We start from the raw sequence: 14,770 nt of genomic DNA, 5'->3' as shown, positions 1-14,770 counted from the left end.
TGCCATGAACCCGCCGCCCACCGTTCAGGAACTGGTCCGGCAGCCGATCGAGGCGATCATCCCGCATCGCGGCACCATGCTGCTGATCGACGCCGTGGAAACGTTCGACGAACAGACGCTGAGCGCGCGCGCCACCGTGCGCGCCGACGCCTGGTATGCCGACGCCGATGGCGCCATGCCCGCGTGGATCGGCATCGAACTGATGGCGCAGGCGATCGCCGCGCACGTCGCGTTGCTGGCCATGCGCGGCGGCGGCCGCGCGCGGCCGGGCGTGCTGCTCGGCTCGCGCAGCTACAAGGCACTGCGGGCGTCGTTTGCCGCCGGCGCGCAGTTGTCGATCCACGTCATGGAACTGCTGCGCAGCGAAGAAGGCCACGGCGCCTACGAATGCACCATCCGGCATGGCGACGCGGACTGCGCGGAAGCCGTCATCAAGGTTTTTCAACCGGCTGATTTTCAGTCGTTCATCGAAGGGAGTTTCAGTTCATGAGCCGGCGTGTTCTCGTTACCGGCGCAAGCCGTGGCATTGGCCGCGCGATTGCGTACAAGTTGGCCGCCGACGGCTTCGCGGTCTCCGTGCATTGCCGCACGGGGCGCAGCGAGGCCGACGCGGTTGCGACGGGCATCGCCGCGCAAGGCGGCACGGCGCGTGTGTTGCAATTCGACGTGCGCGAGCGCGCCGTGTGCCGCGAAGTGCTCGAAGCGGACGTCGCGGCGAACGGTCCGTATTACGGCATCGTGTGCAGCGCGGGCGTGACCCGCGACGCCGCGTTCCCCGCGCTCAGCGGCGAAGACTGGGACGTGGTGATCGAAACCGGTCTGGACTCGTTCTACAACGTCGTCCATCCGTTGACCATGCCGATGGTGCGAGCCCGCAAGGGCGGCCGTATCGTCACGATCGCTTCGGTGTCCGGCGTGATGGGCAATCGCGGCCAGGTCAACTACAGCGCGGCGAAAGCCGGCCTGATCGGCGCGACCAAGGCGCTCGCGGTCGAACTGGCGACGCGCAACATCACCGTCAATTGCGTCGCGCCGGGTTTGATCGAAAGCGGCATGCTCGACGAGCTGCCGCTCGAACAGGTGTTGAAGACGGTGCCGATGAACCGCGTCGGCCAGCCTGCCGAGGTGGCGTCCGTGGTCAGCTTCCTGATGTCGGATGCGGCCTCGTATGTCACGCGCCAGGTGATCGGCGTGAACGGCGGGATGATCTGATGAAGCGCGTCGTCATTACCGGCATGGGCGGCGTCACGGCATTCGGCGACAGCTGGGACGTGATCGAAACGCGTCTGAAGAGCGGCGTGAACGCCGTGCGGCGCATGCCCGAATGGGACTACTTCGAGTCGTTGCATACGCGGCTGGCGTGTCCGTTGCCGGGCTTCACGTTGCCCGCGCACTATCCGCGCAAGAAGACCCGCTCGATGGGACCGGTCTCGATGTACTCGGTGCGCGCGAGCGAACTGGCGCTTGCCGACGCGGGCCTCGCCGACGACGCCACCATCAAGGACGGCCGCATGGGCGTCGCGTACGGTTCGTCGTCGGGCTCGGTGCAGCCGATCCGCGCCTTCGGCACGATGCTCGAAACCGGCTCGATGAGCGACGTCACATCCAACAGCTATGTGCAGATGATGCCGCACACCACCGCGGTCAACGTCAGCCTGTTCTGGGATCTGAAAGGGCGGATCATTCCGACCTCGTGCGCGTGTGCCTCGGGCAGCCAGGCGATCGGCTATGCGTATGAAGCGATCCAGACCGGCAAGCAGACGCTGATGCTGGCGGGCGGCGCGGAGGAACTGTCGGGCCCGGCGGTCGCCGTGTTCGACACGCTGTACGCCACCAGCACGCGCAACGACGAGCCGCATCTGACGCCGCGTCCGTTCGACGCCGCGCGCGACGGCCTCGTGGTCGGCGAAGGCGCGGCCACCCTGGTGCTCGAAGACTATGAGCACGCGGTGGCGCGCGGTGCGCGGATTCATGCGGAGATCGTCGGCTTCGGCTGCAACTCGGACGGCGCGCATATGACGCAGCCGACCGCCGAAACGATGGCGCTCGCGATGCAACTCGCGCTCAAGGACGCCCAACTCGCGCCTGAAGCGATCGCCTACGTGAATGCGCACGGCACCTCGACGGATCGCGGCGATATTGCCGAAAGCCATGCGACTGCGCAGACCTTCGGCGCGCACATGCCGATCAGTTCGCTCAAGAGCTATGTCGGCCACACGCTCGGCGCGTGCGGCGCGCTCGAAGCCTGGTGGACCATCGAGATGATGAAGCGCAACTGGTATGCGCCGACCTTGAACCTGACCCAGGTCGATCCGGCCTGTGCGCCGCTCGATTACATCGCCGGCGCAGGCCGGGAGATCGATGCCGAATACGTGATGAGCAACAACTTTGCGTTCGGCGGCATCAACACGTCGCTGATTTTCAGGCGCGTTCGATGAGCATGGCGCTGCAACGCGTGGTCGTGACCGGCATGGGGATCGTGTCGTGTCTCGGCAATACGCTCGACGAGGTTTCCGCCGCGTTGCGCGCAGGCCGCTCGCGCATTCAGCGGATCGACGCCTGGCGCGAGCGCGGCTTCGCTTCCCAGGTGGCGGGCGTTGCGTCGGTTGTGAATGAACCGCCGTTTGAGCGCAAGCTCGAACGCTTCATGGGCGACACGGCGCGGTTCGCCTGTCACGCCGCGCGCAACGCGATCAGCGACGCCGGGCTCGATGCCGCGGCGTTGCGCTCGCCGCGCGCCGGCGCGGTGATCGGTTCGGGCGTCGGCACGATGTCCACTTACGACGCGGCGATGGCAACCGCACACGCTCGCGGTGTCGACAAGGTGCCGCCGTACACGGTGCCGCATGCGATGAGCAGCACCGCGTCGGCGAATGTCGCGCAGGTGTTTGGGCTCGAAGGCGTCAGCTATTCGCCGTCATCGGCGTGTACGACCTCGGCGCTCGCGATCGGCCAGGCGATGCAACTGATCCAGACCGGCCGCCAGCAGATCGTGCTGGCCGGCGGCAGCGAGTCGCTGCACGACAACATGACGCTCATGTTCGACGCGATGGGCGCGTTGTCGCGCCGCTTCAACGACACGCCGCAGCGCGCGTCACGTCCTTACGACACGGAGCGCGACGGTTTCGTGATCGCGTCGGGCGGCGGCGTGCTGGTGCTCGAATCACTCGAGTACGCGCTCGCACGCGGCGCGCGCATCTACGCGGAACTCACCGGATTCGGCGACTGCACGGACAGCGCCGGCATGGTCGCGCCGCGCGCGGCGGGGATCGCGCGCGCCATGCGCGGCGCGTTGCATGAAGCGGGCAAGCGGCCCGACTACGTCAACACGCACGCACCGTCGACGCCGCTCGGCGATACGGAGGAACTACGCGCGCTGAGCGAAGTGTTCGGCGCGGCGTTCGATCGTCGCGTGCCGGCGTTTTCATCGACCAAGGGGATGACGGGGCATCCGCTCGGCGCTTGCGGCGCGCACGAGGCGATCTACACACTGCTGATGATGCGCGACGGCTTCATTGCGGGCACGGCGGGCATCGACACGCCGGAGCCGGCCGTGGACGGCATGCCGCTTGTGCGTGCCACGCGCGAGGCGCGCATCGGCACGGCGATGTCGGTTTCATTCGGGTTCGGCGGCAGTTGCGCGAGCCTGATGTTCGAAGCATGGCAGGGCGGCTGAAACGGCCGCGACTTTAAAAAACGAGGGCAAGAAAAATGAAAAGAACAGCTGTATTGGGCGCACTGGCGGTGGTGGTGTTGACGCAGGCGGGATGCGCCACCCAGGTGAAGTCGTTGCCGCTCGCGGCGGCCGCCGGCGAATCGCGCGGCGGCGTGCCGGTGTATTTCGGCCAGCAGGACCACCCGGCGGTCAGGACTCGACTGGGCGACGTGTCGTACTCGGTGCGGATCGCGCGCAAGGTTGCCGGGCCTGACGACGCCTGCCACGAAGCGCTCGCCGAAGCGGTGCAGAAGTTGCGCGCGGCGGCAAGCGAACGCCACGCTAACGCTGTAATCGACGTGTCCACGCGCTTTCATAGCACCGAGAGCAATTCATCGACCGAATTCACCTGCGGGGTCAGCCCCAGCGCCGCCGCGATCGCGGTGAAGGGACAACTCGTCGTGCTGGAATCGAATTGAGCCGGATCGGAAATAGAACTCACCAGAGCAACAACAACCACCAAGGAGTCTCGATGAAACGTTATGTGCTGTTTGCCGCATTGTTTGCTTCGTTCGCCACATTGAGCGCCGCGCCGGCTTTTGCCCGCGATACGGTCAACTACTATCCGCTCGATCAGGCCTTGCACAGCGAACCCGGCAAAGTGAGCGACGACGTCGCGCTGTATTTCGCAGGTCAGCACCATCCGGCTGTCGTCAAGACGATGGGCGAATTCGCGACCAACAAGAAGACCAACGCGTTCGGCAAGAGCGATTTGCAGGCCTGTCAGCACGTTTTCCTCTCGGCGGTGATCGAATTGCAGGAACGTGCGCGCAAGGAAGGCGGCAATGCGGTGATCAACATCAAGAGCAACTACAAGAACGAATTGCGTGAGAGCGCGACCGAATACACCTGTGGCGCGGGCGCGGTGATCGCCGGCGTGGCTTTGACGGGCGAAGTGGTGACGCTGCGCAAGTAGGGGGCAAGTGAGTGCAAGGGAGCGCGGACCCGTGCGGATCGGCGCGAGCAAGGCAGGAAGGCGGCGAGTTGCCGCCGCCTCGCGCTGTTTTACCGCACCGGGCTCGTGGCTTGCTACGTCACGCTGTGTGCTTCGTTGCACATCAACCGGTTTTGACCGCCGCGACATTGACCAGCGTTTCACGACGCTTGCCAGGTTGCGGGTGATACAGGCCGAGCCGTTCGAGAAGACCGAAGTCTTTCGCGCGGCTCCACCACAGGTAGGGCAGCGAAACATTGCGCTCGCCGAAGCTGAAGCCGCCGCGTCGGATCATGTCGAGGTAGCCGTCGGCGCTCTTTTGCACCTGCATCGGATGACGGAACAGCAGCCGGATCACCCACGATTTGATGTACGCGTCCGTGGACTCGGCGAACAGCAGCACGCCGCCGGGTTTGAGCACGCGGCGGAACTCGGCGAGCGCACGATCCTGCTCGACGAGATGGTGGAAGGTCTGGTGGCAGAACACGATATCGGCGCTTGCGTCGGGCAGCGGCAATGTCGCGCAGTCGCCGTGCAGCAGTTCGATATCGGCGAGCTTGTCGCGGCAGGCGCCGGCCGCTCGTGCGGCAAGCGTCAACGACGGCTCGTGAAAGTCGATGCCGACAATGCGCCGCGGCCTGAATGCTTCGGCGAGCAAACGGAACGACAGGCCTTGGCCGCAGCCGGCGTCGACGATCACCGGCGCCTCGGGCAACGGTGTGTCGATGAGGCGTTTGAGGTCGTTGATCGCGACCCGCAACACATGGTGCTCCCAGGTGTAGGTACGCAGGAACCAGATCCCGAAAGCCGTTTCCGGCACGTAGGGGACACTGGATGTTTCGGATGGCGACACGCTGGGCTCCCCGGCGAATTGGCGTTGTTGCTGTCAGAGTGTAATTGCAACGAGATGTAAGGATGCAGCGAATCGCTGCTCCGGGCAAGCCCAAACGATTGAGGCAAATTTGAGTACACATTCGTCAACGCGCACGACAGTCGATGTCGTGATCATCGGCGCTGGCCCCGCAGGCGCGGTTGCGGCGGCGCTGCTGCGCAGGGCCGGGCGCTCCGTGGTGGTGCTGGAGCGACAGCATTTTCCGCGCTTTTCCATCGGCGAAAGCCTGCTGCCGCAAAGCATGGCCTACCTCGAAGAAGCCGGCATGCTGCAGGCCGTGGTCGAAGCCGGTTTCCAGTATAAGAACGGCGCGCATTTCATCTATCGCGACAAGTCGTCGGCGTTCGATTTTCGTGACAAGCATTCGCCGGGTTGGGGCACCACGTATCAGGTCGAACGCGCGGTGTTCGACGACATCCTGATCCGCTGTGCCGCACAGCAGGGCGCCGACGTGCGCTTCGGGCACACGGTGCGCGCGGTTCAGACGGGCGCCATGCCTTTGGTCGACGTGGTCGACGAAGCGGACCACGCGTATCAGATCGAAGCGCGTTTCGTGTTCGACGCGAGCGGCTTTGGCCGTGTGTTGCCGCGTTTGCTGAAGCTCGAAGCACCGACGCGCATGCCCACGCGCGCCGCGATCTTCACGCACGTGCAGGACGGCATTCCGGCCGGTATGACCGATCGCAACAAGATCTGTGTGGCCACACATCCTGAGCGCCGCGACGTGTGGTTCTGGATGATTCCGTTGGCGGGCGGCCGCTCGTCGGTGGGTTGCGTCGCCGGGGCGAGTTTTCTCGACGTGCCGGAAGCGGCGCGCGATGCGAAACTGCGCGCGCTGATCCAGCAGGAGCCGACGCTGAACCGTTTGATCGGCAGCGCGCCGTTCCTGATGCCGGTGCGCCACATCGGCGGCTATGCGGCCAACGTGGAGCGTTTGCACGGGCCGGGTTACGCGCTGCTCGGCAACGCGGGCGAATTTCTCGATCCGGTGTTTTCGTCCGGTGTGACGATCGCGCTGCGCTCCGCGCATCTCGCGGTGCAGACGTTGAACCGGCAACTGGATGGCGAACAGGTGGACTGGTCGGCGGATTACGACGCGCCGTTGCGCAAGGGCATCGATACGTTCCGCGCTTTCGTCGAACGCTGGTACACGGGCGCGTTGCAGGACATCATTTTCTATCCGGAGCAGGCGCCGTCGATCCGCCGCATGATCAGCGCGGTGCTGGCAGGTTATGCGTGGGACGAGTCGAATCCGTATGTCGCCGATCCGGTGCGGCGGCTGAATGCGTTGCACGAGGTGTGCATGCATCGTTGATGCACAGTGCTGCAAGGTTTGGGCAAATGAAAGCGGCGCTTCGAAATTGAAGCGCCGCTTTCTATTCAGCCGTGTGAATCATGCGATTCAAGCCGCGATTCTCGCCGCGCCCGACGCATGCTGCCGCACGTCGTCGCGGCGATGCACGCGCTTGCCGGCCGCATACGTTTCATAGATCGCGCGATCGTCGCCGAGCAGCGCGAACGCGAACAGCAGTTCCTCCAGCGACTCGGTGCGCCCGGTGCGGCGCGCGAGCAGCGGCGTCGCGCGCGGATCGAGCACGACGAAATCCGCTTCCGACTTGGGCTTTAGCGTGCCGACCTTGTCCGCGAGATCGAGCGCTTCGGCCGCGCCGGCGGTCGCCAGATAGAACATGCGCGTAGCCGTCAGATGATGGCCGGTGAGACGCGCGACCTTATGCGCTTCGTTCATGGTTTGCAGCATCGAGAACGAGGTGCCGCCGCCGACGTCCGTTGCCAGTGCGATCGGCATGCCGGCTTTATCCGCCTTGTCGAAGTCGAACAGGCCGCTGCCGAGGAACAGGTTCGAAGTCGGGCAGTGCGAGGCGACGGTGCCGGTTTGCGCCATACGCTTGCGGTCTTCCTCGTCGAGGTGGATACAGTGCCCGTACACGGCGCGGCGGCGCAGCAGCCCGTAGTGGTCGTAGATGTCCAGATAGCTGCGGTGGCCCGGGAACAGATCCGCAACCCATTTCACCTCGTCGTGATTCTCCGCGACGTGGCTCTGGATGAAGATGTCCGGATGCTTGCCCGCCAGCACGCCGCACGCTTCCAGTTGCGCTTCGGTCGAAGTCGGCGCGAAACGCGGCGTGAGCGCGTACATCTGGCGGCCGCGATTGTGCCAGCGGCCGATCAGCTCGGCGCTGTCGTCGTAGCCCGACTGCGCGGTGTCGCGCAGGAACTCGGGGCAGTTGCGGTCCATCAGCACCTTGCCCGCCACCATGCGCAGATTGCGCGCTTCGCTCTCGGTGAAGAGCGCGTCGGCCGATTCCTTATGGACCGTGCAATACACGAGCGCGGTGGTGGTGCCGCACGCCAGCAGTTCCTCGACGAAAAAGCTCGCCGTGTCGCGCGCATACGCCGGATCGGCGAAGCGGCGCTCGGTCGGGAACGTGTACGTCTCGAGCCACGGCAACAAACCGGGCGCGGGCGACGCGATCATGTCCGTCTGCGGATAATGAATGTGCGTATCGATGAAGCCAGGCACGATCAGCTTGTCGCGCATCTCCACGACCTGGGTGCCGGACGCGAGTTGCGTCGCGAGCGCGGCATAGGCGCCCGCCGCGACGACATGGCCGTCTTCGACGATCAGCAGGCCGTCCTCGTTGAAGACCGCCGCGTTGGGCGATTGCGCGGGATCGCCGTTGAAGGTCAGCAGTTGCGCGCGGAATGCCGATTGGGCTGCCTTAGCCGATTGAGTCATGGAAAAACCGTCTCCGAATGTGAGAAGCAGAACAGCGCGGACGACGGGTCGATCCCGGGCTCTCAGGCGAACCCGCGCCGCCGCCGGCTGCGATACGTCGGCCCGTCAGTGCGGGCCGCCCGGGTGCCAGTGCGCGTCGAGCTTCGCGATCAGTTCGCTGCGTTGCTCGGGCGTGACGAACGACGCTTCGAAGCTGTTGCGGATGATCGTGTAGACCTCGGCATCGTTGAGCTTCAACGCGTCGATGGTGGCGAGATAGTTGGCGTTCACGTAGCCGCCGAAATAAGCCGGATCGTCGGAATTCACCGTCACGGCCACGCCGCGATCGAGCAGATCTTTCAGCGTGTGCCTGGTCAGGTCGTCGAATACGCAGAGCTTCAGATTCGACAGCGGGCACACGGTCAATGCAACACGCGAATCGGCCAGACGCGCGACTAGCGCCGGATCCTCGATGCTGCGCACGCCGTGATCGACGCGGTCCACTTTCAGCAGATCGAGCGCTTCGTAGATATACGAGGGTGGGCCTTCTTCGCCCGCATGCGCAACGAGTTTCAGGCCGAGCGCGCGCGCCTTCGCGAAGACTCGCTCGAACTTCGAAGGCGGATGGCCGCGTTCCGACGAATCGAGACCCACGCCGATCAGACGGTGCTTGTATTGCTCGAACAAAGGCCGCGCTTCTTCGAAGGTGGCGAGCGCGTCTTCTTCGGACAGATGGCGCAGGAAGCACAGAATCAGTTTGCTCGACATACCGCGCTTTTCCGCATCAGCGAGTGCGCGTTCGATGCCGGCCACGACGGTTGCGATCGGCACGCCGCGTTCGGTGTGGGTCTGCGGGTCGAAGAAGATTTCGCTGTGAATTACGTTGTCCGCCAGGCACCGTTCAACGTACGCCATCGTCATGTCGTAGAAATCCTGCTCGTGCAGCAGCACGCTCGCGCCTGCGTAGTAGATGTCGAGGAACGATTGCAGATCGGTGAATGCATATGCGGCGCGCAACGCGTCGATCGAGTCGTAGGCGAGCTTCACGCCGTTGCGCTCGGCGAGCGCGAAAATCAGTTCGGGCTCGAGCGAGCCTTCAATATGAATATGCAGTTCGGCCTTGGGTGCCAGCACGGTTTTTTCGGCCAGCGGCGTGGGGATAACGGTCGTTGTAGTCATGGTCGGTCAGAAGTTTATTGGAGTGGTTTCGCGCCGGAGACAATGGGTCGATGGCGATGCTCCGCGCCGCCGTGCTTCACGCCGTCTGCGTGGTGCGATGCGTCGTGCCCGCGTTCGCCTCGACGGCCTGCAGCACCTGCGCCGCCGCCGAGATCGCGATGATCTCCGGCGACTTGTCGACGATGCCATCCACGCCGAGCGGACACTTCATCCTCGCGATCAGCGACGGATCGAGACCGCGCGCGGCCAGCCGGTGCTCGAACTGCTTGCGCTTGCTGTGCGAGCCGATCATGCCGAAGAACGCGAAGTCGCCGCGTCGCAGAATGCGCTCGGCCAACTCGAGATCGAGCGCATGGTTGTGCGTCATCACGATGAAGTACGTATGCGGCGCGGCCTGGTCGACGGCTTCGTCGGGGGCGTCGTTCGGATCGATCTTTACGTTCGACGCATGCAGCGTTTCCGCGGGCGGAAACTGCGCGTCGCGCTCATCCACCCAGCGGACCGCGCACGGCAGCGTGGCGAGCACGCGAACCAGCGCGGCGCCCACATGGCCGGCGCCGAACAGCACGACCGCGAAGTCGCCCGGCGCGATGGTTTCGGTGAGCAGCGCGCCGCTGTCGTCGAATCCGGCGCCGTCCCACAGCAGGCAGTCGGCGGCGTCGACGCCCGGCTCGGGGTCGGACAGCATCACCGCATCCGGTGCGGGGCCGAATGATACGCTACGCACGGTCGAAAGCCCTGCCGCCACGCGTTTCGCGAGCGACGTGATCCAGCCGAGGTCGCCCACGTCGAGCCGCTCGAACGCGAGAATCACCGCGCCGCCGCAGCACTGGCCGAGGCTCGGGCCGAGCGCAAAGCGCTCCAGCCGGCGCATGTGCGGCGAGCGCATGCCGTCGCGCAGCACCTGGCGCGCGGCCTCGATGGCTTTCCATTCGAGGTGTCCGCCGCCGATGGTGTGTTTCGCCGAATCGCGCGTGACGATCATCTTGGTGCCGGCTTCGCGGGGCGCCGAACCTTCGACGCGCGCGACCGTCACCAGCACGGCGGCGTCGCCGTGCGCGAGCAGTTGTTGCAGGTCAGGTAGCCAGGGCTGCATCCGGCATTCTCCATACATGGCCGCGCGGGGTGTCCGTGCGGCCGGTTGACTGTGGTCCGACGCGTTCGTGTCGCGTCAGGCCGTGGGCTTATTTTTTCACGCGGTCGTGTCGGTCGTCGCGGCTTCCGTTGCCGGTTGACGCGCGGGCTGCGACTGCAATGCATCCAGTGCGTCGAGAATCGCCTCGGGCGTGGCCGGTGCGCGCAGCGGCGGCGCCTCCCGCGCACCCGGCACCGCGGCCGCGATCGCGTCGCGAATCGCGAGGAACACCGAGAACGGCAACAGCAACGGCGGCTCGCCTACGGCCTTCGAGCGGAACACGGTCGGCTCGGCGTTGTGGTTCTGGTAGAGCCGCACATGGAACGCGGCGGGCGTGTCGCTCACCGCGGGAATCTTGTACGTGGACGGCGCGTGCGTCATCAGACGGCCATCGCGGTTCCACCACAGTTCCTCGGTGGTGAGCCAGCCCATGCCCTGAATGAAGCCGCCTTCCACCTGGCCGATGTCGATGGCCGGATTGATCGACTGGCCTGCGTCGTGCAGCACGTCCGCGCGCACCAGTTTCCATTCGCCGGTCAACGTGTCGATCACGACTTCCGACACCGCCGCGCCGTAGGCGAAGTAATAAAAAGGATGACCGGTCAGCGTTTTCGCGTCCCAATGTACTTTCGGCGTGGTGTAGAAACCGTCCGACCACAACTGCACGCGCGCCAGATACGCCGCGCTGACCAGTTGTTCGAACGGCATCGCTCCGCCGTTCACCGACACCTGGCCGTTGGCGAATTGCACGTCTGTGGCGCTGCCGCCGAGTTGTTTGGCCGCGAGCCCGGCGAGCCTTTCGCGGATCGTTTTCGCCGCGGCTTCGGCGGCCTTGCCGTTCAGGTCGCTGCCGGTGGAAGCCGCAGTCGCCGACGTATTCGCGATCTTGGATGTATCGGTTGCCGTGACCCGCACGCGCGAGAGCGGCAAGCCGAACTCGTTGGCGACCACTTGCGCGACCTTGGTATTGAGCCCCTGGCCCATTTCGGTGCCGCCGTGATTGACGAGCACCGAGCTGTCTTTGTACACATGCACCAGTGCGCCGGCCTGATTCAGAAACGGCACGTTGAACGAGATGCCGAACTTCACCGGCGAAAAGGCGAGGCCGCGCTTGAGGACCGGACTGTTTGCATTGAAGGCCGCGATTGCCGTGCGGCGCGCGCGATAGTCACTGGTGCCGAGCAGTTCGTCGGTGAGCGGCGCGATGATGTTGTCCTCGACGCGTTGCCCGTACGGCGTCGTATCGCGCTCGCCGATGCCGTAGTAGTTGGCGAGGCGCACGTCGAGCGGATCGCAGTTCAACTGGCGCGCGATGCTGTCGAGCATCACTTCCATCACGAGCGCGCCTTGCGGACCGCCGAAGCCGCGGAACGCGGTGTTCGATTGCGTGTTGGTCTTGCAGCACAGCGCCACGATATCGACATCGGAAAGGTAGTACGCGTTGTCGAAGTGACAAACGGCGCGCGTGGCGACGGCGCCGGAGAGGTCGGCGGAATAGCCCGCGCGCAACCCGATTTCGACGCGCGCGCCAAGAATGCGGCCGTTGTCGTCGAAGCCCGCTTCGTACTCGTAGATGGCGTCGTGGCGCTTGCCGGTGATCATGAAATCGTCGTCGCGGTCGGCGCGCAGTTTGACCGGCCGGCGCAGCCGTTTTGCCGCCAGCGAAGCCACGCAGGCGAACAGCGCCGATTGCGACTCCTTGCCGCCGAAGCCGCCGCCCATGCGCCGGCATTCGCACACCACGTTATGCGCCGGCCAGTCGAGCATATGCGCGACCACCTGCTGCATTTCGCTCGGATGCTGGGTCGAACTGTAGACGAGCATGCCGTCCATTTCTTTCGGCACTGCGTACGCGATCTGGCCTTCCAGATAGAACTGCTCCTGGCCGCCGACTTCGAATGTGCCGCTGATCCGGTTCGGCGCCGCAGCGATCTTCGCAGCCGGTTCGCCGCGTTTCAGATGCAACGGCGGCAGCACGAACTGCTGGCGGGCTTTTGCTTCGGCGGGCGTGAGCACGGCTTCGAGCGGTTCGTAGCGGATCACGTCGTCGCTTTTTGCGAGCGCTGCGGCACGGCGGGCGAGCTCGTGGCTTTCGGCGATCACGGCGAACACCGGCTGGCCGAGATACAGCACTTCTTCGACGGCGAGAATCGGGTCGTCGTGCAGCACCGGGCCGCAATTGTTCTCACCGGGAATGTCTTCGGCGGTCAGCACGGCGATCACGCCCGGCGCTTTTCTGACGGCGTCCAGATCCATCGACACGATGCGCGCGTGCGCATGGCGCGACAGGCCGAGCGCCGCGTGCAGCGTGCCTTGCAACTCCGGTACGTCGTCCGTGTAGGTGGCTTCGCCGCTTACATGCAGCGCAGCCGATTCATGCGGCAGGGAAACGCCGATCGACGCATCGCTTTCATGAGCGACGTGCCTCGCAGCATGTTCGACAAAAGCATCGGTCCGGTTCATCACGACGGCTCCTTCGCAACGGCGGCGTCCGGTGCGCCGTCTTCGAACGCGAACGCATTCACGTCGAAGAGGGCGAGCGGCGCGTCATTGCGTGTTTCGAGGTGGAAGCGCCACAAGAGATTGCGAGCCACCTTCAGTCGATAGGCACTCGAAGCGCGCATGTCGGTGAGCGGCTGGTAATCGGCGGCGAGCGCATTCATGGCTTGCCGCGCGGTGTTTTCGTCCCATGTTGCGCCATTCAAAGCCGCTTCGGTTTGCGCGGCCCGCTTCGGCGTGGCCGCCATGCCGCCGAACGCGATGCGCGCTTGCCGGATCGCGCCGTTTTCGTCGACGTGCAGCGCGAACGCCGCGCATACCGCCGAGATGTCCTGATCGTAGCGCTTCGACACCTTGTAGGTGCGAAAGCGCAGATTGCCCGCCGGGCGTGGTACGCGCAGCGCCGCGACGAATTCGCCGGCGGCGAGCGCGGTCTTCTGGTAGCCGAGGTAGAACGTGTCGAGCGGCAGCGTGCGCGTTTTCGGGCCGTGGCGCAACACGACTTCGGCGCCGAGCGCGAGCAGCGCCGGCATCGAATCGCCGATCGGCGAGCCGTTCGCCACGTTGCCGCCGAGCGTGCCCGCGTTGCGGATCGGCAGCGACGCGAAACGCGTCCACAGTTCGGCGAGTTCGGGGTAGTCGACGGCGAGCGCGGTGTAAGCGTCTTCGAGCGTGACGGCGGCGCCGATCGTCAGCGTCTGCGCATCGCGCTCGACCGTCTTCAATTCGGCGACGTTGCCGATATACAGAATGTCGCCGAGATCGCGGAATTGCTTGGTGACCCACAGGCCGACGTCGGTGCTGCCGGCGAGCAGGCGTGCTTGCGGATGCCCGGCGCGCAGTCTGGCGAATGCATCGAGCGAGACCGGCGCATAAAAGATGGGCGAGCCGAACGCGGCGCCGCGCGTGTCGGGTGCGCGGTATTCGAAGGTGTCGCGCCGTTGCAGTTCGCGCAGCTGATTCGCGACGGCCTGGCGGTCGAGCGTCACGCGCGGATATTGCGGATAGTCGAACATTTTCTGCGAGGCGTCGACGATCGGCCGGTAGCCGGTGCAGCGGCACAGATTGCCGGAGAGCGCGGCGTTGATTTCATCGCGCGTGGGCAGGCCGGCGGCGGCCGGCTGGTTTTCGTACAGCGCCCACATCGACATCACGAAGCCAGGCGTGCAGAAGCCGCATTGCGACCCGTGGCAGTCGACGAGAGCCTGCTGAACGGGATGCAGCGCGCCATTGGCGGCGCGCAGGTCTTCCACGGTGAAGAGCGCCTTGCCGTCGAGCGTGGGCAGGAACTGGATGCAGGCATTGACCGCTTTCAGCGCGAGGCCGCCGTGCGCATCCAGTTCGCCGACGACGACCGTGCAGGCGCCGCAGTCGCCTTCCGCGCAGCCTTCCTTGGTGCCGGTGCAATGCAGATCCTCGCGCAGGTGCTGCAGCACGGTGCGCGACGCAGGGACGTCCGCGACCTCACGGATGGACCCCTGGTGATAAAAGCGGATGGTTTGCGTTGTCATGGCGAATCCGAAAGACAGTGCGGACCGGGCGCGCGTTACGCATGGGGTCGCGCCAAAGCCGGCCTCGCGCACGTAGATCGCCATCCAGATCCGAAGATAGCATTACCTTGTCCCAAAAATATTTCCCATATCGCATGAAGCTTATTCGGAAGCGGTCATGAGATAGGT

General features: G+C 65.2%; 13 protein-coding genes. 7 read left to right on the top strand and 6 right to left on the bottom strand.

Annotated features, from left to right (window positions below; all coding sequences use genetic code 11):
- Positions 1-4 precede the first annotated feature (4 nt).
- The 6 genes from PDMSB3_RS15445 to PDMSB3_RS15420 are packed head-to-tail and all read left to right on the top strand — an operon-like array spanning position 5 to position 4,631.
- Positions 5-490: a hotdog family protein gene (locus PDMSB3_RS15445; protein ID WP_007180836.1), complete on the top strand. Its 486-nt coding sequence runs from the start codon at positions 5-7 to the stop codon at positions 488-490.
- Entirely contained in the window at positions 487-1,212 is a 726-nt protein-coding gene (locus PDMSB3_RS15440; protein WP_007180837.1) for a 3-ketoacyl-ACP reductase FabG2, read from the top strand. The genes PDMSB3_RS15445 and PDMSB3_RS15440 overlap by 4 nt, the downstream gene beginning before the upstream one ends.
- A complete protein-coding gene (locus PDMSB3_RS15435) occupies positions 1,212-2,438 on the top strand; it encodes a beta-ketoacyl-ACP synthase (protein ID WP_165186818.1) in 1,227 nt (408 codons plus the stop codon). Before PDMSB3_RS15440 ends, PDMSB3_RS15435 begins: the two co-directional genes overlap by 1 nt.
- Complete coding sequence (locus PDMSB3_RS15430; protein ID WP_165186815.1) at positions 2,435-3,676, top strand: beta-ketoacyl-[acyl-carrier-protein] synthase family protein; 1,242 nt, start codon at positions 2,435-2,437, stop codon at positions 3,674-3,676. The genes PDMSB3_RS15435 and PDMSB3_RS15430 overlap by 4 nt, the downstream gene beginning before the upstream one ends.
- Before the next feature lie 35 nt (positions 3,677-3,711).
- Positions 3,712-4,134, top strand: a complete 423-nt coding sequence (locus PDMSB3_RS15425) for a hypothetical protein (protein WP_007180840.1) — start codon at positions 3,712-3,714, stop codon at positions 4,132-4,134.
- 53 nt (positions 4,135-4,187) lie between these two features.
- Entirely contained in the window at positions 4,188-4,631 is a 444-nt protein-coding gene (locus PDMSB3_RS15420; RefSeq protein ID WP_007180841.1) for a hypothetical protein, read from the top strand.
- A 142-nt stretch (positions 4,632-4,773) separates the two neighbouring features.
- Here the strand turns inward: PDMSB3_RS15420 and PDMSB3_RS15415 are convergent, their stop codons facing one another.
- Positions 4,774-5,502 carry a class I SAM-dependent methyltransferase gene (locus PDMSB3_RS15415; RefSeq protein ID WP_007180842.1) on the bottom strand — a complete coding sequence of 243 codons (729 nt, stop codon included), beginning with the start codon at positions 5,500-5,502 and terminating at the stop codon, positions 4,774-4,776.
- 109 nt (positions 5,503-5,611) lie between these two features.
- Here PDMSB3_RS15415 and PDMSB3_RS15410 point away from each other — a divergent pair, with 109 nt between their 5' ends.
- The gene (locus tag PDMSB3_RS15410; protein ID WP_165186812.1) at positions 5,612-6,856 is read left to right on the top strand and encodes an NAD(P)/FAD-dependent oxidoreductase; all 1,245 of its coding nucleotides are present in this window, start codon (positions 5,612-5,614) and stop codon (positions 6,854-6,856) included.
- A gap of 87 nt (positions 6,857-6,943) precedes the next feature.
- Here the strand turns inward: PDMSB3_RS15410 and guaD are convergent, their stop codons facing one another.
- The 5 genes from guaD to xdhA form a co-directional block, all read right to left on the bottom strand.
- Positions 6,944-8,299 (bottom strand): guanine deaminase, encoded by a 1,356-nt coding sequence (guaD, locus tag PDMSB3_RS15405; RefSeq protein ID WP_007180844.1) that lies wholly within the window; start codon positions 8,297-8,299, stop codon positions 6,944-6,946.
- A gap of 105 nt (positions 8,300-8,404) precedes the next feature.
- The gene (locus tag PDMSB3_RS15400; protein WP_007180845.1) at positions 8,405-9,457 is read right to left on the bottom strand and encodes an adenosine deaminase; all 1,053 of its coding nucleotides are present in this window, start codon (positions 9,455-9,457) and stop codon (positions 8,405-8,407) included.
- Between the two features lie 76 nt (positions 9,458-9,533).
- Entirely contained in the window at positions 9,534-10,553 is a 1,020-nt protein-coding gene (gene xdhC / locus PDMSB3_RS15395) for a xanthine dehydrogenase accessory protein XdhC (protein ID WP_007180846.1), read from the bottom strand.
- A 96-nt stretch (positions 10,554-10,649) separates the two neighbouring features.
- Positions 10,650-13,055 carry a xanthine dehydrogenase molybdopterin binding subunit gene (gene xdhB, locus PDMSB3_RS15390; RefSeq protein WP_007180847.1) on the bottom strand — a complete coding sequence of 802 codons (2,406 nt, stop codon included), beginning with the start codon at positions 13,053-13,055 and terminating at the stop codon, positions 10,650-10,652.
- On the bottom strand, positions 13,055-14,602 hold the full coding sequence (gene xdhA, locus PDMSB3_RS15385; RefSeq protein ID WP_197740236.1) for a xanthine dehydrogenase small subunit: 1,548 nt from the start codon (positions 14,600-14,602) through the stop codon (positions 13,055-13,057). Before xdhA ends, xdhB begins: the two co-directional genes overlap by 1 nt.
- Between the last annotated feature and the right edge of the window lie 168 nt (positions 14,603-14,770).

The sequence above is a fragment of the Paraburkholderia dioscoreae genome, from assembly GCF_902459535.1.
GTDB lineage: Bacteria > Pseudomonadota > Gammaproteobacteria > Burkholderiales > Burkholderiaceae > Paraburkholderia > Paraburkholderia dioscoreae.
The sequence above is the reverse complement of the archived record's forward strand: the minus strand, read 5'-3'. Positions and strand labels throughout refer to the sequence as shown.